The sequence below is a fragment of the Allopusillimonas ginsengisoli genome, from assembly GCF_004153455.1.
Lineage (GTDB): Bacteria > Pseudomonadota > Gammaproteobacteria > Burkholderiales > Burkholderiaceae_B > Allopusillimonas > Allopusillimonas ginsengisoli.
In genome coordinates this window covers 1-17,967 of the sequence record NZ_SDQE01000010.1, presented here as the reverse complement: position 1 = coordinate 17,967, position 17,967 = coordinate 1, and the positions used below count along the sequence as shown (strand labels likewise).

Sequence of the window (17,967 nt, the reverse complement as noted above, 5' to 3'; positions counted from 1 at the left end):
CCTAGGCCTTTTGGTGAGTCTACATCATGAGTGCGCGCGTGAACGCACAGGAGCTTAGCCAACCCTACGCCTACACGTTCGGGCCACATCCGCTGCCCGATGGCCAGACGCGGTTCCGGCTATGGGCGCCGGGCGCAGCCCAAGTCAGCCTGGTCCTTGCATCAGACTCGCCGATTCCGATGCGGGACGACGGCGACGGCTTCTTTCAGGCGGTGGCCAGTTGCGCACCCGGTGCGTCTTACTGCTTTTGTATAGACGGCGCTCTGCGTGTGCCTGATCCCGCGTCGCGCGAGCAGGTTGGCGATGTGCATGGCAAAAGCCAGGTTCCGGATACCGCCTATCGCTGGCAGACCTCAGGCTGGCGCGGTCGCCCATGGACAGAAACGGTGTTGTATGAGATTCATGTCGGATTGCTGGGTGGTTTTCGCGGCGTGCAGGAACGCCTGCCCGACCTGGCGGAGCTGGGCATCACCGCCATTGAGCTGATGCCCATCGCGGATTTTCCTGGGCCCCGCAACTGGGGATACGACGGCGTGCTGCCTTATGCGCCTGACATCGCCTATGGTTGCCCTGATGAGCTCAAGGAGCTGGTTGATACGGCGCACAGTCTGGGTCTGCAAGTGATCCTGGACGTGGTCTACAACCATTTTGGTCCGGATGGCAATTATCTGCATGCCTATGCGCCGCAATTCTTTCGCGATGATATCCAGACGCCATGGGGCTCCGCGATTGATTTTCGACAGCCTCAGGTAAGAGCCTTTTTTGCCGAGAATGCATTGTATTGGCTGCGGGAATACAGAATGGATGGGCTGAGGCTGGATGCGGTGCATGCCATTGACGATAAGTCGTGGCTGCGCGAGATGGCGGCCTATGTCCGCCAGCATCTATCGCCGGATCGTCATGTGCATCTGATCATCGAAAACGACGACAACGCATCCAGCCTGCTGCGCGAGGGTTTCGCGGCGCAATGGAACGATGATATCCACCATGTGTTGCATCATATGCTGACTGGTGAATCGCAGAGCTACTATGCTGACTACGCCGATCATCCGGAGGCGCGCCTCGCGCGATGCCTGATGCAGGGCTTCGATTATCAGGGCGAGCCCAGCCGCTTTCGGCAGGGCAAGCGGCGCGGTGAGCCGACCCAGGGCATTGCCCCATCTGCTTTTGTTTTTTTTCTGCAGAACCATGACCAGACCGGCAATCGGGCCTCTGGCGAAAGGCTTACCACGCTGTGTGCCGATAACGTCGCCGCACTGCGCGCAGCGGTCGCCCTGCAATTGCTGTCGCCACAGATTCCGTTGATTTTTATGGGCGAGGAATACGGAGCGACCGCGCCATTTTTGTATTTCACCAGTTTTTCCGATCCGGCGCTGGCCCAGGCGGTGCGCGACGGACGGCGCAATGAATTTGTAGATGCGGGCCACGTTCACGAGGCCGGCACAGTGCCCGATCCCAATGACGTAAAAACCTGGGAGGCATCCCGCGCGCTACCCGCGCTGCAACAGCAGCGAAACCAGGCGTGGCGGGTTTTTTACCAGAACTTGCTGCGCATACGTCGCGAAGAAATTCTGCCCTGTCTTGATGGTGCTTCGGCGCTTGATGCCCAGGTGCTTGGGCCGCTCGCCATACACGCCTCATGGCGTATGGGCAATGGCAGTGTGCTCTGCCTATACTGCAACCTGTCAGGCAGTACGGTGACTCTGCCTGCGCCTGCCCTGGAGCGGGAGAGAATCATCTTCGCGGGTAGAAAAATGCATGGTAGAACCAGCCGGCCGGACACCATCCTGCCGCAGGATACCTTTGCCACAATAACGCCGGGGTCTCCATGAATAGCGTACGCGCCACTATTCGGTTGCAATTGAATCAGGCATTCAACCTGGAGGGCGCGCGTGCACATCTGGGCTATTTCAGCAGCCTGGGCATCAGCCATCTCTATTTGTCTCCGATATCCCGCGCCCGACCAGGGTCGTCGCACGGCTACGACGTGATCGATCACAATGTCGTCAATCCGGAGCTGGGTGGCGAGGCGGCGTTGCTGGCGTTGGCCAGGGATGCCCGAGAGTGGGGGATGGGACTGATCGTTGACATTGTTCCAAACCATATGGCCACGCATGCGGGTAATGCGTGGTGGTGGGATGTGTTGACCCATGGCCGTGACAGCAAGTACGCGCGTTGGTTCGACATCGACTGGGATTCGGATCTTACCAGCCTGAAGGGGCGCGTTCTGGCTCCATTTCTGCCAGGCTCGTTTCAACACAGCCTCAAGAACGGGCAGATCAGGCTGGTGCATGACAGCGCGGCTGGCGTGTTTCAGATCAAGGCGGGCCAGGCCCGCTACCCGCTGGCGCCGGGCTCCTTGCCTGAATCGGGCTTGAGTCAGCAGGATGTGCTCAAGCGCCATGGCCCGGAGGATGTCGAGGGGCGCAAGCGCCTTCAAGACCTCCTGGCCCGTCAGCATTATCGGCTGGCATGGTGGCGTTGCGCCGCGCGCTGCATCAACTGGCGCCGTTTTTTCGAGATCAATGATCTGATCGGTGTGCGCGTGGAAGATGCCGAAGTCTTTGAAGCCGTTCATGCGATGACCTTGCGTCTTTACGCGCAAGGCATCATCGACGGGGTGCGTATCGATCATGTCGATGGTCTGGCCGAACCGCCCGGCTATTGCCGGACGTTGCGCGCTGCGCTGGAAGACAGGCGTGGGCTGCGGCCGCCTGAGCTGCGCCAGCAAGCCCCATGGGTCATTGTTGAAAAAATCCTCGCGCCGGGCGAGCGTCTGAGTTCGGAATGGCATGTCGATGGGACGACAGGTTACGATTTCATGGATCAGGTCGGCGCGGTGCTGCACGATGAAGGAGGCCGTCTTCCGCTGACCGAGGCCTGGCAAAAGATCAGCGCAGATCATAGAACCGTGTCGCAGCATGTGCGCGATGCGCGCATGCAACTGCTGCGCCGTCACTTTGTGGCCGAGCGCGCTGCCTTGCTGCGTTGTCTGTCGATAGCCACCCCTGATGATGCGGTGCACTGGACGCCCGCACTGGCCGGCAAGATGATAGATGGCATGCTGTCCACGTTTCCGGTGTACCGCAGCTATATGGATTCGCAGCGGGCGCCTTTTGGTGCGACGCGCGAATCGATACAGCGATTCCAGCAACTGACCCCGCCACTTGCCGCGAAATCGCAGGAGGATACGGTTTTCTATCGCTACGGACGTCTGCTCTCGCGTAACGAGGTGGGGTCCGATCCGGGTGTGTTTTCCATGACGCCGCAGGCGTTTCACCATGTCAATGCGTGGCGCGCACGCAGCGCACCCGCGGCGATGCTTTGCACGGCCACGCATGATCACAAGCGGGGCGAGGATGCGCGAGCCCGGCTCGCGGTTCTGAGCGAACTGCCGGCCAAATGGCTGCATGCCTGCCATCGCTGGCTGCATTGGCCCGGGATAAGCGATTCACAGACGGATCCCGTTCAGGCAGGCGAGCGCTATATGCTGTTTCAGACTATCGTGGGAGCCTGGCCGCTGGACCTGGACTTATTGCGTGACGATGGCACCAGCCTGCGCAATTATGTTCGCCGCCTGGTGCAATGGCAGACCAAAGCCTTGCGTGAGGCCAAGCGCCGCTCCGGCTGGTTTTCGCCCGATTACTGGTACGAGCAGCTTGCGGAAGATTTCCTGATCAGCATGGTGCTGGAACATCAAAATCATGCACTGATTCGCGATATTGGAAGATTTGCGCGTTATATCGCGCCAGCGGGCGCGCTGAACAGCTTCTCGCAAGTCGTATTGAGGCTGACCGTGCCGGGGGTTCCCGATCTCTATCAGGGCACTGAGTGGTGGGACTTTAGCCTGGTCGATCCGGATAATCGCAGCGAGGTGGATTTCAAGGCGCGCAACGAAGCCTTGTCGCGTATCGGAGACGACCATTCCACCGTGCCCGGCCTGCTCGCCACATGGCGCACAGGCCATGTCAAGCAAGCCATGATTGCGCGATTGCTTCATATGCGGCGCGAAGCCCCGGCATTGTTTTCGATGGGCGAGTACCACCCGCTGGCGGTGGAAGGCCCCTGCCACGGCAATGTGCTGGCCTTCATGCGGACCTGGGCGGGCGAGGCGCTGATTGTCATCGTTCCGCGCCTCTGTGCGGAAGCGGTGTGCGGGAGCCACGAAGCGCATGGTGATTACGACGACAGCGGCCAAGACACACGCCTGCCCATGGCAGCACCTGCGTTCTGGGAAGGAACACAATTGGTATTGCCACCGTCGCTGGCAGGCGCGGTGCTCAGGGAAGGGCTGTCGGGCGTAAACCTGACAGCCGATGCACAGGCTCGGCTAGGGCTATCCAGCGTATTGAAACAGCTGCCCGTGGCGGTGTTTCGAGCGAGCATGAGCGGGGCCTAGCGTCTGGTGCTGGGCCCCCAGCGTGATTATGGATAAAGGCCGCGCACTTCGCGTGCTTCGAGTATGCGCGTGCAGGCGGTGATGAAGGCAGCCGTGCGTTGACTGACCTTGTGCTCCGCAGCAACCGCGGAAACCGAAGAATACGCCGAGCGCATAATGGCTTCGAGGCGGTGATTGATTTCTGCTTCATTCCAGAAGAAGCTGGAGAAATCCTGCACCCATTCGAAATAGCTGACCGTCACGCCGCCAGCGTTGGCCAATACATCGGGCACGACCAGCGTGCCCTTGGAAACCAAAATGTCGTCGGCTTCCGGCGTGGTCGGGCCATTGGCGCCTTCGATCACGACCTTGGCGCGTATCGAATCGGCGTTGTCTTTGTTGATCTGGCTTTCGAGTGCGGCCGGGATCAGCAATTCGGTTTCCAGCGTCCAGAAGTCCTCGGGAGCGATGACTTCCGCGTTGGCAACGCCGGCAATGCCATCGTGTTCCAGCGCGTAGGCCTGGACGGCCGGAATATCCAGCCCGTTGGCATTGTGGATGCTGCCCGTGTGGTCTTGCACCGCAATGACTTTAGCGCCGGCATCATGGAACAGGCGGGCGGCCGTTCCGCCCACATTGCCAAAACCCTGGATGACAATACGGGCGCCATTGATGGGAATGCCCGCATCGCGCGCGGCCTCGCAGCCCACGACATAGACGCCGCGGCCGGTAGCCTCGACACGCCCGAGGCTGCCACCCAGTGAAATCGGTTTGCCGGTTACGACGCCCGTGGCAGTGGCGCCTTCGTTCATGGAATAGGTGTCCATCATCCATGCCATGGTTTGCGCATTGGTATTGACGTCGGGGGCGGGGATATCCTTGTTGGGCCCGATGATGACGCCGATTTCGCTGGTGTAGCGCCGGGTGATGCGCTCCAGTTCCGCTTTGGAGTAGTTGTGCGGATCCAACCGCACGCCGCCCTTGGCGCCGCCGAATGGCAGGTTCACCGCTGCGGCCTTGACCGACATCCAGGCGGACAGGGCCATGACTTCGGACAGTGTGACATCCTGGTGAAAGCGCACACCGCCTTTGCCGGGGCCGCGCGATGTGTTGTGCTGGACGCGATACCCCTCGAAGTGTGCGATCGTACCGTCGTCCAGTTCTACGGGTACATCGACGATCAAAGCGCGCTTGGGGCGCTTTAGCGTCTCGACCCACTTGCTCAGCTTGCCCAGATAGGGCGTTACACGCTCTACCTGCTCAAGATAGACGCCCCACGGCCCCAAATGTTTGGCGTCGAGGTAAGAGGGTAAAGAATGCTTGGGGTTTTCTGACATGACATCAACCTTGCTTTGGATGGGAGTGGACAATGGGATAAAGAAACCGAGGATGCAACTATTCTAAATCAACGGGCGTGTCTGTCCCTGATAAAACGCTATAAAAATAAATAGGGACGCACGTGTGGTTTTTACGCCGAATGATGGTCTCGGGGTCGGTCCTTATTTCAAAATCGACGAACCCGTTGCATACTGGTGAACCTGAACAGTCCAAGGAGCCAAAGTCTATGTCCAAATTAATGAATTCCGTTAAAACGCTGGCGGCTGTCGCTTTGGTGACCGTGGCGGCAGGCGCGCAGGCAGCGTGGCCGGAGCGCGCCGTGCAATGGGTGGTGCCCTATCCGGCGGGGGGCGGTTCGGATGTGATCGCGCGTCTGGTGGCCACCGGCCTGGAAACATCGCTGGGGCAGACGGTGGTGGTTGAGAACAAGCCTGGCGCGGCGACGATTATCGGCGCCACATTCGTTCAGAATGCGGCGGCGGATGGCTATGTGATGGGCACGGCAGACTCGGGCACGCTCGCGTACAACCCATCGCTGTATTCCAAGCTGCAATATGATCCTGAGAAATTTACCTATATTGGCGGTCTGGCGCGCTTTCCGCTCATGCTTGCGGTGAATGAAGCGTCGCCTTTCAAGACCGTGCAGGATGTCATCAAGGCCGCGCGGGAAAAGCCAGGCAGCCTGAGCTCGGCCTCCGCGGGCGCCGGGTCGCCCCACCATCTCGCTCTCGAAATGTTCAAGCAGCGGGCGGATGTGAACATTCTGCACGTTCCCTACAAAGGCGCAGCGCCCGCGTTGCAGGATCTGATCGGGGGCCAGGTGGATATCGGTTTTGTCGATTCGGCTGCGGCGCTGTCCAACATCAAGGCTGGCAAATTGCGAGTGCTGGCGGTGGCCACGCCCGAGCGCATTGCGCTGCTGCCCGACGTGCCTACGATGGCCGAGGCTGGCGTGGAAAACTTCAATGCTTATGCCTGGCAAGGGCTGGTTGGGCCTGCGGGCATGCCTGACGAAGCCGTCAAGAAGCTGAGTGCCGACTTGCAAGCCGCGCTCAAGCAACCGGAAATCGCCGACAAGATACGTGCAATGGGGGTGGAGCCGTTGCCCATGACGGCCCAGGATTTCAAGCAGTATGCCGATGCTCAGCGCACGGAGTGGGCCGAGGTTATCGACAAAGCCGGCATCAAGCTTGACTAAGCATCGCCAGGCCTCTTACTGGCCATAGCTCTTGAGCCCGTCCAGGTTGAGCACCTGGACGGCGCCGTACTCGACCTTGAGCAATTGCGCGTCTTCCAGCGCCCGCAGGGCCTGGTTGGTGCGCTGGCGTGAAGTACGCGCCAGAAACCCGATTTCTTCCTGGGTGATGTCCAGGCGCATTTCGCCTTTGCCTGGATACAGCAGCGGATTAAAAAGCTCCGCGAGGCAGCGCGCCACACGCGCATCAGGCGCCAGCAGGCGATCGTATTCGGCCTTGCCGATGAACTGGCCCACGCGTTCGTTGAGTTGGTGCAGCAAGTAGCGGTTGAAGGGAATGCTGCTGTCCAGCAGCCAGTTGAATGTCGATTCGGGCAGGCGCGCGATGACGCTGTCGCGCAGCGCCACGACGTCGTATTTGCGCGCTTCGTGCTTGAGCAGCGAACCTTCTCCTATCCACCCTCCCACCGGCACGCCGGTGAGCGACGCCATTTTTCCTTCAGGGTTGCCGACGGATACTTTCACCAAGCCGGCGTGCACACCGATCCAGGCATATGCCTGGCCGCCCTTGCGCTCTATCATTGCGCCCGCCGTGTAGTGGGTGAACTGGACATCGTGGCGAACGCGCGTTTGTTGCTCCTGATCGAGCAGGCCGAACCATGCAGCGGTATCTTGCAGTGAATCTTTCGGGTGCATGGGGATTTACCCTAGAAAAAGCGTGAATGTCATATCCGTGACAGTTGAAGTGCGGTGCAACTTATAACTTTACATGCGGTTGATCTGAAAATAAAACAACTGGATACAAAAACCAGCTAGAGTCCTGTCATAACGACAAGGTAAAGGCAGAAGGAGACAACGTGGTGCAAACCTCGCCGACGACACACGCAGGGCCCCGCACATTTCCAGCCTTGGTGATGCATCATGCCAGTGTGCGCGGACAGCGCCCGGCCATGCGGGAAAAAGACCTGGGTATCTGGCAAACAATCACGTGGGCGGAGCTCGCCGAACAGGTGCGCGAGCTGGCGAATGGGCTGGCGTCGCTGGGCATACAGCCTGGCCAGCACGTCGCCATTGTAGGCGAGAATCGTCCGCGTCTGTATCTCTCGATGATGGCGACGCAGTGCATAGGGGCCATCCCTGTGCCCTTGTACCAGGACGCGGTCGCGCAGGAAATGCAGTACGTCATGCAGGATGCGGAAATCCACGTCGCGGTGGTCGAGGATCAAGAGCAAGTGGACAAAATGCTGGAGATTTCTGACCGGTGTCCCGGGCTTAAATGGGTGGTGTATGACGATCCGCGCGGCCTGCGCAATTACGCAGAGAGCCGCTTGTTGTCGTTCGAGCGCCTGCAGGAATTGGGCCGCGAGTTTTCGGCGGCCCAGCCCCGGTATGTGGATGAGGCCATGGCCGCCATCAAGCCCGATGATGCGGCCGCCATGTTCTATACGTCCGGTACGACAGGCAAGCCCAAAGGTGTAGTGCTTTCGCATAATGCCCTGATCGATCGCGCCATCGCCATCCAGGAACTGGAGCACCTGACCGACCAGGAAGATGTGCTGGCCTATCTGCCGCCGGCATGGATAGGACAGAACATGTTCTCCTACACCCAGTTTCTGGTCACTGGCTTTACGGTCAATCATCCCGAGTCGCCCGAGACGGTGTCGATAGATATGCACGACATTGGACCGACGTATTACTTCGCGCCGCCGCGGGTGCTCGAAGGCCTGTTGACGCATGTGATGATCCGCATGGAGGATGCGTCCGCCATCAAGCGCAAGCTGTTTCACGCCTTTATGGGGCTGGCGCGCCGTGTAGGTGTGCGCATCCTGGACAAGGACGCGACCGTGGGCCTGTGGGATCGTTTCAAGTATGCCTTGGGCAACCTGATGGTCTATGGCCCGCTGCGCAATGCGCTGGGCATGAGCCGCGTGCGCGTTGCCTACACCGCAGGCGAAGCGATCGGGCCTGACCTGTTTGTGTTCTATCGTTCCATCGGGGTCAATCTCAAGCAGTTGTACGGCTCAACAGAAACCTCGGTCTTTGTCTGTGTGCAGGCCGATGGCCATGTGCGGGCGGATACGGTGGGGCCACCCGTCAAGGGGGTGGAGATACGCGTTGCCGAAAATGGTGAGATCCAGGTGCGCAGCCCGGGCCTGTTCACCGGCTATTACCGCAATCCCGAAGCCACGGCGGAATCCTATACCGCTGATGGCTGGTATCACACCGGCGATGCCGGCTATCTGGACGACGATGGCCAGCTCAAGATCATCGATCGGGCCAAGGACGTGGGCAAGCTGGCAGATGGCAGTTTGTTTGCGCCCAAGTATATCGAGAACAAGCTCAAGTTTTTCCAGCACATCAAGGAAGTCGTGGCCTTTGGCAATGGGATGCAAGAGGTATGCGCTTTCATCAATATCGATCTGGAGGCAGTGGGAAACTGGGCCGAACGTCGCGGCCTGCCCTACGCCGGCTACACCGATCTGGCCGCCAAGCCCGAGGTGTATGCGCTGATCCGCGATTGCGTCAATCAGGTCAACGCCGATCTTGCGACGGACCCCAAGCTGGCTGGCTCGCAAGTGGCGCGCTTTCTGATCCTGCACAAGGAGCTGGATCCCGATGACGATGAGCTGACCCGCACGCGCAAAGTGCGGCGCGGCTACATCGCCCAGAAATACAGCGTGCTCGTGGATGCCCTGTTTGAAGGCAAGGACAGGCAATACATCGAGACAGAGGTGAAATTCGAAGATGGCCGGTCGGGAAAAATTGCGGCGGATTTGCGGATTGCATCTGCCACCGTTTACCCGTCCAATACCAAGAAGGCTGCATGATGAGTGAAGGCGATCGGGGTCAACGCATCGGGGATGTCATCCTCGACATGAATAATATTTCTCTGGCTTTCGGCGGGGTGAAGGCGCTCACGGATATTTCCTTTGACGTGCGCGAACATGAAATACGCGCGATCATCGGGCCCAACGGCGCCGGCAAGAGCTCGATGCTCAATGTCATCAATGGCGTATACACACCGCAGCAGGGCGAGATCACGCTGGAAGGCGTGAAGTTTTCGCGGATGAGTTCGCGCCGCGCCGCAGAGATGGGCATTGCGCGCACGTTCCAGAACCTGGCGTTGTTCAAGGGCATGAGCGTGCTCGACAATATCATGACGGGTCGCAATCTGCGCATGAAAAGCGGCGTGCTGGCGCAGGCCTTTCGCCTGGGCTCAGCCGAACGCGAAGAGATCGCGCATCGCGAGTTCGTTGAGAACATCATCGATTTTCTGGAAATTCAGGCCTACCGCAAGACGCCGGTCGGGCGTCTTCCCTACGGCCTGCAGAAACGGGTTGATCTTGGCCGCGCACTGGCGATGGAGCCGCGCATGCTGCTCCTGGATGAGCCCATGGCCGGCATGAATATCGAAGAGAAGCAGGACATGAGCCGTTTCATCCTGGACGTCAATGATGAGTACGGCACGACGATTGTGCTGATCGAACACGATATGGGCGTGGTGATGGATATCTCGGATCGCGTTGTCGTCCTGGATTACGGCAAGAAGATCGGCGATGGCATGCCTGACCAGGTGCGCCAGAATCCCGACGTCATACGCGCCTATCTTGGCGCCGGCCACTGAGCAAGGAAATACAGTCATGGCATTTTTCCTGGAAACCCTGTTTGGCGGCCTGATGTCCGGCATGTTGTACGCGCTGGTGGCGCTGGGTTTTGTTCTGATTTTCAAGGCATCAGGTGTATTCAACTTTGCCCAGGGCGCCATGGTGCTGATCGCTGCGCTGTCCATGGCCCGTTTCTCTGCCTGGATACCGCATTGGCTGGGAATTGAAAGCCTGGTGCTGGCCAATATTCTTGCCTTCATTGTGACGGCCGTGTTCATGTGGCTGATCGCCATCGTCATCGAACGCTGGGTCTTGCGCTATCTGGTCAATCAGGAAGGCACGACCCTGCTCATGGCGACAATCGGCATTGCCTATTTTCTGGATGGCATGGGTCAGCTCATCTTCGGCAGCAGCGTTTATTCCATTGATGTGGGTATGCCCAAGGACCCGATCTTTGTTCTGGAGTCCATGTTCGAAGGCGGGGTGCTCATCAGCCTCGAGGATCTGACAGCCGCCGTGGTGGCGGCCGCGCTGGTGGCGATACTGGCTTTCTTTTTTCAGTACACCGCCGTGGGCCGCGCGCTGCGCGCTGTCGCGGATGATCATCAGGCGGCACAGTCCATTGGTATTCCGTTGAATCGAATCTGGGTGGTGGTCTGGACGGTCGCGGGTCTGGTGGCGCTGGTGGCGGGCATTGTGTGGGGATCGAAATTCGGCGTGCAGTTCACGCTTTCAACCGCCGCCCTGCGCGCGCTGCCTGTGGTCATCCTGGGCGGGCTGACGTCTGTGCCCGGTGCCATTATCGGCGGACTCATCATCGGCGTGGGCGAGAAGCTTTCCGAAGTCTATCTCGGGCCTTTCGTGGGAGGGGGTATTGAGATTTGGTTTGCCTACATGCTCGCGCTGGTCTTCCTGCTGTTCCGGCCACAGGGCCTGTTCGGCGAGAAAATCATCGATCGTGTTTAACGATGTATTCAAACCCCGACATGCAGTATTCCAATAAACAGAAAACACGCAACATACGGCCGTCCCCTGCGGGAATCAGCAGGCAGGCAGTAGCAAGCGGACCAGGGATCGATTATGTTCTACCGTGAAAATGGCCAGTTCAAAAGCAGCTACCGTGCCGACCAGCAGATCTTTCCTATCCGGCAGGACAGGGTCTTCATGCTGGGTCTGCTGGCCGTTGCCTTCGTGCTGGTTCCGCTGTTGGCGTCCAACTACTTCTTGCAGGCGATCCTGACGCCGTTCCTGATTCTCTCGCTGGCCGCCATCGGTCTGAATATCCTGGTCGGCTATTGCGGCCAGATATCGATCGGGTCGGGCGCTTTCATGGCGGTAGGCGCCTATGCTGCGTGGAACTTCGGTGTGCGCATGCCCGCCATGCCGCTGGTGGCACAGATTCTGCTGGGCGGCGTGTTTGCCACGCTGGTGGGCGTGGTCTTCGGCGTGCCCAGCCTGCGGATACGCGGTCTGTACCTGGCGGTAACGACGCTGGCGGCTCAGTTCTTTGTTGACTGGGCTTTCCTGCGCATTCCGTTCTTCACCAATTACTCCTCGTCAGGCAACGTCTCTGTGCCGGCGCTTAGTGCGTTTGGGCTGCCCATCCAGACGCCCATGCAACGCTATCTGTTCGTGCTTGTCTTTGTCCTGGTGTTTGCCGTGCTTGCCAAGAATCTGGTGCGCGGCGCAATAGGGCGCCAGTGGATGGCCATTCGCGATATGGACGTGGCGGCCTCGGTCATCGGTATCCGGCCTGTCTATGCCAAGCTGACCGCCTTCGCCGTCAGCTCGTTCATCATCGGCGTGGCGGGGGCGCTGTGGGCCTATATCCATCTTGGATCATGGGAGCCGCTGGCCTTCGATCTCAACCGTTCATTGCAGTTGCTGTTTATTGTGATCATCGGCGGGCTGGGATCCATTGTTGGCAGCTTTTTCGGCGCTGCTTTCATGGTGCTGCTGCCCGTCTTTCTGACCAACGCGCCGCACTTGTTCGGCATCACACTGGCGGTAGATACGGCCTCGCATATCGAGCACATGGTATTTGGCGCATTGATCGTGTTCTTTCTGATCGTCGAGCCGCATGGGCTGGCCAGGCTTTGGAGCATAGGCAAGGAGAAATTGCGGCTATGGCCGTTCCCGCATTGACGCGCTTTTCGTTCACGACGCGGCGACAGAAGATGCAGGTATCAACCAAGGATTATCAACACGGCAAAATATTTTTGGACCCGACTGCACATCGCAGTCAATCAGCAAACTGGCCGCGGCGTTTCGTCCGGCCAACATCCAAACGGTGCTACAGACACCATCAGGAGGACTGGAGATGAAAACACGTATCAAACTGGCCGCTACGCTACTGGCGTTAGGGGGGACACTGGCAACGGTTTCGCTGCCGGCCGCCGCCGCCGACGAAACTCAATTCATACCGCTGCTGGCTTATCGCACCGGCTCTTTCGCGCCGCTGGGCATACCCTGGGCGGACGGAAAAATGGACTATCTCAAGCTGGTCAATGAGCGCGACGGCGGCATCAATGGCGTCAAGATTGTTTACGAGGAATGCGAAACCGCCTACGCCACGGACAAAGGCGTGGAATGCTATGAGCGTCTCAAGAACAAGAACGGCGGCGCATCGAGCTTCGATACGCAATCCACGGGCATTACCTTTGCAGTAACCGACAAGGCCTTTACCGACCATGTTTCTGTGCTGACGGTGGGCTATGGCTTGTCGCAGTCGGCGGATGGTTCCGTGTTCAAGTGGAATTTCCCGCTGCTGGGCACCTACTGGACCGCCGCGGATGTGATGATCCAGGACATCGCCAAGAAGCTGGGCGGCGAAGATAAGCTCAAAGGCAAGAAGATTGCGCTGATCTATCACGACTCCCCCTTCGGCAAAGAGCCTATTCCGCTGCTCGAGTCGCGTGCCAAAGACAATGGCTTTGAGCTCTTGCTGTATCCGGTCACGGCGCCGGGGGTGGAGCAGAAGTCCACCTGGCTGCAGGTGCGCAAGAACCGGCCTGATTACGTGCTGCTCTGGAGCGCCGGCATCATGACGCCAACCGCCATCCGCGAGGCTCAGGCGGTTGGCTATCCCCGCGACAAGATGTACGCCATCTGGTGGGCCAGTTCGGAAAACGACGTGCAGGATCTTGGCGATGTCGCCAAGGGCTATAACGGCCTGACCATCCACAACAGCGCCGAACACGGGCGTGTGCACGAAGACATGAAGAAATACGTCTACGACAAGGGGATGGGCTCCGATACCGATGGCAAGTATTTTGGCACCATCGGCTATACCCGCGGCATGATGATCTCCATGCTGCAGGTCGAGGCTATTCGCACGGCGCAGGAAAAATTCGGCAAGGGCAAGCATGTGACGCCCGAGCAGGCGCAGTGGGGTATGGAGAACCTGAACATTACTCAGGAACGACTGGAAGAACTGGGCTTTGCCAAGCTGATGCGGCCGGTCAAGACCAGTTGCGCCGATCACATGGGTGATGACTGGGCGCGTGTGATTCAGTGGGATGGGAAGAAGTTCAACGTGGTGTCGGACTGGTATCAATCCGACAAGAAATACGTCGAACCGCTCATCAAGGAATTGGGCGCCAAGTATGCGAAGGAAAAGAAGCTGGAACAACGCGATTGCAGCAAGGGCTAGCATGACGGTGGCCATCCCGGTCGCGTGGTTTGAGCCGCGTAACCGGGATGGAGAAACCACGTCGCGCGTCAAGCCTCTTTGACCGGCCGCCGCTGTTTCGCGGCGATCGGCCACAAGACAAGGCAGGAAATACAAACATGAACCCGAATGTCCAGTCAACCCGGCAAGCCACTGCCGCAGACACTACGCAGACAGGCGTCGCTGCTGCCGATGCGCGCGCGGCCGACGCCGGAGCGCCTGCTGAGCTGGCGTCCACTATCCTTCTGAATGTCAACGGCATAGAAGTCATCTACAACCACGTCATTCTGGTGCTCAAGGGCGTATCGCTTTGTGTGCCCGAAGGCAGGATTGTGGCCCTGCTGGGGGCTAACGGCGCCGGCAAGACGACGACGCTGCGCGCCGTCTCGAATCTGCTCAGGGCCGAACGCGGCGAGGTGACGAAAGGCAGTATCGATTATCGAGGCGAGCGTATCGACAGGATGACCCCTGCGGATCTGGTCAAACGCGGTGTTGTGCAGGTCATGGAGGGCCGGCACTGCTTTGCTCATCTGACCATCGAAGAGAATCTGCTGACCGGCGCCTATACACGCAAGGTCAGCCGCGGTGAAATCAGCGCGTCGCTGGATAAGGTGTATCAGTATTTTCCGCGACTCAAGCAGCGTCGCGGCAGCCAGGCAGGCTATACCTCCGGCGGCGAACAGCAGATGGCGGCGATTGGCCGTGCGCTGATGGCAAGTCCAAATATGATCTTGCTCGATGAGCCGTCGATGGGGCTCGCGCCGCAAATTGTCGAGGAAATCTTCGAAATCGTGCGCGATCTGAATCAGCGGGAGGGGGTCAGTTTTCTGCTTGCCGAACAGAATACCAACATTGCGTTGCGCTATGCCGACTATGGCTACATTCTTGAAAATGGCCGTGTGATGATGGACGGCGAAGCAAGCTCCCTGGCCGAGAATGAGGACGTCAAGGAGTTTTACCTGGGCGTATCCAGTGGCGAGCGCAAGAATTTCCGAGACACCAAATTCTACCGGCGCCGCAAGCGCTGGCTCGCCTAGCTGGGCGAGCCGCAAGGAAACAGCATGGAAAACTATTACGAGGAACGCGAGGCTGCCGCGCCAGATGCTCGTGAACAGGCCCTGTTTGAGCGCCTGCCCGCCGCGCTGGAGAGGGCCCGCCAGCGGGCGCCTGCCATCGCGCAGCAATTGCAGGGTGTGGAGCCCGCGCACATACGCAGCCGCGCCGATCTGGAACAGATACCAGTGATACGCAAGAGCGAGCTGTTGCAGGCGCAGCTTGCGATGCGGCAGGGCCAGGGGGGTAGCGACCTGCCGGCCGTCAGTCGCATCTTCGGCGGGTTCTCGGCGATAGGCTGGGGCGAAGCGGCGCGTGTATTTGCGTCGCCTGGCCCCATCTATGAGCCTGAAAGCCGCCGGCCGGACTACTGGGGCTTCGCCCGTTCGCTGTATGCAGCGGGTTTCCGGCCTGGCGATCTCGTCTACAACTGCTTTTCGTATCACTTTACGCCTGCCGGATCCATGATGGAAACGGCTGCGCACGCGATGGGGTGCACGGTATTCCCGGGCGGCGTGGGGCAGACCGAGCAGCAAGTACAGGCGATTGCCGACCTGCAGCCAGCAGGCTATGTGGGCACGCCAAGTTTTTTGCGCATCATCGTTGAAAAGGCCGGGCAGATGGGCGTTGCCTTGCCGTCGCTGACGCGAGCGCTGTTTTCGGGAGAGGCTTTTCCGCCATCGCTGCGGGATTGGTTTGCCGAACACGGTATCGACGGATACCAGGCTTATGGCAGCGCCGATCTGGGCATGATGGCGTACGAAACGCCGGCGCGCGAGGGGCTTGTGGTCAATGAAGACATCATTATGGAGATTGTCAGGCCGGGGACGGGGCAGTCTGTACCGCCCGGAGAGGTGGGCGAAGTCGTCGTCACCACGCTCAATCCGGACTACCCGCTGGTCAGGTTTGGCACGGGTGATTTGTCTGCGATCCTGTCAGGGGCGTCGCCCTGCGGGCGCAGCAATATGCGCATCAAGGGATGGATGGGTCGGGCGGATCAAACGACCAAGGTGCGCGGCATGTTTGTGCATCCGGGCCAGGTGGCCGGCGTGCTCAAGCGGCATCCCGAAGTGCGCAAGGCCAGGTTGATTGTGAGCGGCAGCATGGGTCACGACGTCATGGTGTTCAAGGCGGAGGTCGAGCAAGCCAGCGAGGAAGCGCTGTCGCGGCTGGCGGACTCCGTGCGCGAACTGACCAAGCTGCGTGCGGACATCGAACCGGTGGCGCCGGGCAGCCTGCCCAATGACGGCAAGGTGATCGAGGATATCCGCAGCTACGATTGAAGCGGTGCTGGCCGGCAATGCCTTGCTTTGGCCGGGCATCGCCGGGCCCCGCTATGCGCAGCGGGCCGCCATCCCTGACAACGGATGGGATGTGGCGCCTGGCGCGGGGGCATAAGCTTATGTAAGTGCGTGGCGCGGACTGTGGCCGGGATTGAAGTAAGATGCCAAAAAAGTATCTTGTTTCTTACAGGGGAAGTCTTATGCGCAAGTTCAAATACGCTCTGGGTGCCGCCATGCTGCTGGCAGGTCTGCAGACAACCCAGGCCGCCACGCTTGATGTGGTCAAGGAGCGGGGTGTCGTCAACTGTGGCTTTACCACGGGTTTTGCCGGTTTTTCGGCGCCTGACGCCAAGGGCGTGTGGCAGGGTCTGGACGTGGATATGTGCCGGGCTGTGGCAGCGGCCGTGTTTGGGGACGCCACCAAGTTCAAGGCGGTGCCGCTCAATTCGCAGCAGCGGTTCACGGCGCTGCAGTCGGGCGAGATCGATTTGCTTGCACGCAACACAACGGTGACTCAGCAGCGTGATACGGCGCTGGGCGCCATCGCGGCGGGCATAAACTTTTACGATGGCCAGGGCTTTCTGGTGCCCAAGTCGCTGGGCGTCAAGAGCGCCAAGGAGCTGGATGGCGCATCGGTGTGCATGCAGACGGGCACGTCGAATGAAAACACGATGGCTGACTGGGCGCGTGCCAATAATGTCAACTATAAGCCGGTGGTGATTGAGCAGTTCAATGAGGTGGTGAATGCGTTCGCGGCAGGCCGCTGTGATGTGTTCACGACGGACGCCTCGGGCCTGGCGTCGATTCGGATCTCAAAGATGTCCAATCCGGACGAGTATGTGGTGTTGCCGGAAATTATTTCCAAAGAGCCGCTCGGTCCCTTTGTGCGGCAGGGCGATGATGGCTGGCTCAATGTGGTCAAGTGGTCGCTGCAGGCGATGATCGGCGCGGAGGAGCTTGGCGTGACGTCCAGGAATGTGGATGAGCAGCTCAAGAGTCCTAATCCGAATGTCAGCCGGTTGCTGGGGGTGACGGAGGGGGCCGGCAAGAATATGGGGCTGGATGAGAAATGGGCCTATAACATCATCAAGCAAGTCGGCAATTATGGCGAGAGCTTTGAGCGTACGGTTGGGCAGGATAGTCCGCTGAAGATCCAGCGCGGGTTGAATGCGCAGTGGACGGATGGGGGGTTGATGTACGGGTTGCCGATACGTTAAGGGTTGGCGGCTGCGTTGTTGCATCGCCGTATTTACGAGAACGTTCAGGTTTCTTGAGGCGCGGCGGTGCTGCACAGGGCTGGCCGGGCATGTTCCGGCGGTCCCTGCGGGAATGTCAGATTTTTTGTGTTCAGGCAGTTGGTGTTAAACATTAGTCTGCCTATTTTCCCTGAGACTCAGGATCGCGATAACGATATACATCGGTGAATCGCTCCTCGTATAGGATAG

Annotated in this window: 13 protein-coding genes; 11 read left to right on the top strand and 2 right to left on the bottom strand. The window is 59.4% G+C overall.

Going from position 1 to position 17,967, the window contains the following annotated elements; translation table 11 throughout:
* The first annotated feature begins 26 nt into the window (after window positions 1-26).
* Window positions 27-1,832: a malto-oligosyltrehalose trehalohydrolase gene (treZ, locus tag ERE07_RS15825; protein WP_130010012.1), complete on the top strand. Its 1,806-nt coding sequence runs from the start codon at window positions 27-29 to the stop codon at window positions 1,830-1,832.
* The gene (treY, locus tag ERE07_RS15820) at window positions 1,829-4,399 is read left to right on the top strand and encodes a malto-oligosyltrehalose synthase (RefSeq protein WP_130010011.1); all 2,571 of its coding nucleotides are present in this window, start codon (window positions 1,829-1,831) and stop codon (window positions 4,397-4,399) included. Before treZ ends, treY begins: the two co-directional genes overlap by 4 nt.
* Before the next feature lie 26 nt (window positions 4,400-4,425).
* On the opposite strand, the gene ERE07_RS15815 is transcribed toward treY, so the two are convergent.
* Window positions 4,426-5,715, bottom strand: coding sequence for a Glu/Leu/Phe/Val family dehydrogenase (locus tag ERE07_RS15815; RefSeq protein WP_130010010.1), 1,290 nt, complete (start codon window positions 5,713-5,715; stop codon window positions 4,426-4,428).
* A 227-nt stretch (window positions 5,716-5,942) separates the two neighbouring features.
* Between ERE07_RS15815 and ERE07_RS15810 the strand changes: the two genes are divergently transcribed.
* Window positions 5,943-6,914, top strand: coding sequence for a Bug family tripartite tricarboxylate transporter substrate binding protein (locus ERE07_RS15810; protein WP_130010009.1), 972 nt, complete (start codon window positions 5,943-5,945; stop codon window positions 6,912-6,914).
* A gap of 15 nt (window positions 6,915-6,929) precedes the next feature.
* Here the strand turns inward: ERE07_RS15810 and ERE07_RS15805 are convergent, their stop codons facing one another.
* The gene (locus tag ERE07_RS15805; RefSeq protein WP_130010008.1) at window positions 6,930-7,607 is read right to left on the bottom strand and encodes a Crp/Fnr family transcriptional regulator; all 678 of its coding nucleotides are present in this window, start codon (window positions 7,605-7,607) and stop codon (window positions 6,930-6,932) included.
* A gap of 218 nt (window positions 7,608-7,825) precedes the next feature.
* Between ERE07_RS15805 and ERE07_RS15800 the strand changes: the two genes are divergently transcribed.
* From ERE07_RS15800 to ERE07_RS15765, 8 genes are all read left to right on the top strand, one after another.
* A complete protein-coding gene (locus tag ERE07_RS15800) occupies window positions 7,826-9,739 on the top strand; it encodes an AMP-dependent synthetase/ligase (protein ID WP_130010146.1) in 1,914 nt (637 codons plus the stop codon).
* Window positions 9,739-10,536 carry an ABC transporter ATP-binding protein gene (locus tag ERE07_RS15795; protein ID WP_130010145.1) on the top strand — a complete coding sequence of 266 codons (798 nt, stop codon included), beginning with the start codon at window positions 9,739-9,741 and terminating at the stop codon, window positions 10,534-10,536. The genes ERE07_RS15800 and ERE07_RS15795 overlap by 1 nt, the downstream gene beginning before the upstream one ends.
* Window positions 10,537-10,552: 16 nt before the next feature.
* Entirely contained in the window at window positions 10,553-11,482 is a 930-nt protein-coding gene (locus tag ERE07_RS15790; protein WP_130010007.1) for a branched-chain amino acid ABC transporter permease, read from the top strand.
* A gap of 114 nt (window positions 11,483-11,596) precedes the next feature.
* A complete protein-coding gene (locus ERE07_RS15785; protein ID WP_130010006.1) occupies window positions 11,597-12,661 on the top strand; it encodes a branched-chain amino acid ABC transporter permease in 1,065 nt (354 codons plus the stop codon).
* A 169-nt stretch (window positions 12,662-12,830) separates the two neighbouring features.
* On the top strand, window positions 12,831-14,168 hold the full coding sequence (locus ERE07_RS15780; RefSeq protein WP_130010144.1) for an ABC transporter substrate-binding protein: 1,338 nt from the start codon (window positions 12,831-12,833) through the stop codon (window positions 14,166-14,168).
* A gap of 137 nt (window positions 14,169-14,305) precedes the next feature.
* Window positions 14,306-15,223 carry an ABC transporter ATP-binding protein gene (locus tag ERE07_RS15775; RefSeq protein WP_245153747.1) on the top strand — a complete coding sequence of 306 codons (918 nt, stop codon included), beginning with the start codon at window positions 14,306-14,308 and terminating at the stop codon, window positions 15,221-15,223.
* 24 nt (window positions 15,224-15,247) lie between these two features.
* Entirely contained in the window at window positions 15,248-16,522 is a 1,275-nt protein-coding gene (locus tag ERE07_RS15770; RefSeq protein WP_130010005.1) for a phenylacetate--CoA ligase family protein, read from the top strand.
* A 200-nt stretch (window positions 16,523-16,722) separates the two neighbouring features.
* Window positions 16,723-17,739 carry an amino acid ABC transporter substrate-binding protein gene (locus ERE07_RS15765; protein ID WP_130010004.1) on the top strand — a complete coding sequence of 339 codons (1,017 nt, stop codon included), beginning with the start codon at window positions 16,723-16,725 and terminating at the stop codon, window positions 17,737-17,739.
* Window positions 17,740-17,967: the final 228 nt, after the last annotated feature.

Bases quoted from the DNA above. Each gene is read 5' to 3' on its own strand.
- treY (WP_130010011.1), top strand. From the start codon at position 1,829: ATGAATAGCGTACGCGCCACTATTCGGTTGCAATTGAATCAGGCATTC.
- ERE07_RS15810 (WP_130010009.1), top strand. From the start codon at position 5,943: ATGTCCAAATTAATGAATTCCGTTAAAACGCTGGCGGCTGTCGCTTTG.
- ERE07_RS15815 (WP_130010010.1), bottom strand. From the start codon at position 5,715: ATGTCAGAAAACCCCAAGCATTCTTTACCCTCTTACCTCGACGCCAAA.
- ERE07_RS15805 (WP_130010008.1), bottom strand. From the start codon at position 7,607: ATGCACCCGAAAGATTCACTGCAAGATACCGCTGCATGGTTCGGCCTG.
- ERE07_RS15785 (WP_130010006.1), top strand. From the start codon at position 11,597: ATGTTCTACCGTGAAAATGGCCAGTTCAAAAGCAGCTACCGTGCCGAC.
- ERE07_RS15795 (WP_130010145.1), top strand. From the start codon at position 9,739: ATGAGTGAAGGCGATCGGGGTCAACGCATCGGGGATGTCATCCTCGAC.
- ERE07_RS15765 (WP_130010004.1), top strand. From the start codon at position 16,723: ATGCGCAAGTTCAAATACGCTCTGGGTGCCGCCATGCTGCTGGCAGGT.
- ERE07_RS15770 (WP_130010005.1), top strand. From the start codon at position 15,248: ATGGAAAACTATTACGAGGAACGCGAGGCTGCCGCGCCAGATGCTCGT.
- ERE07_RS15790 (WP_130010007.1), top strand. From the start codon at position 10,553: ATGGCATTTTTCCTGGAAACCCTGTTTGGCGGCCTGATGTCCGGCATG.
- ERE07_RS15800 (WP_130010146.1), top strand. From the start codon at position 7,826: ATGCATCATGCCAGTGTGCGCGGACAGCGCCCGGCCATGCGGGAAAAA.
- treZ (WP_130010012.1), top strand. From the start codon at position 27: ATGAGTGCGCGCGTGAACGCACAGGAGCTTAGCCAACCCTACGCCTAC.
- ERE07_RS15775 (WP_245153747.1), top strand. From the start codon at position 14,306: ATGAACCCGAATGTCCAGTCAACCCGGCAAGCCACTGCCGCAGACACT.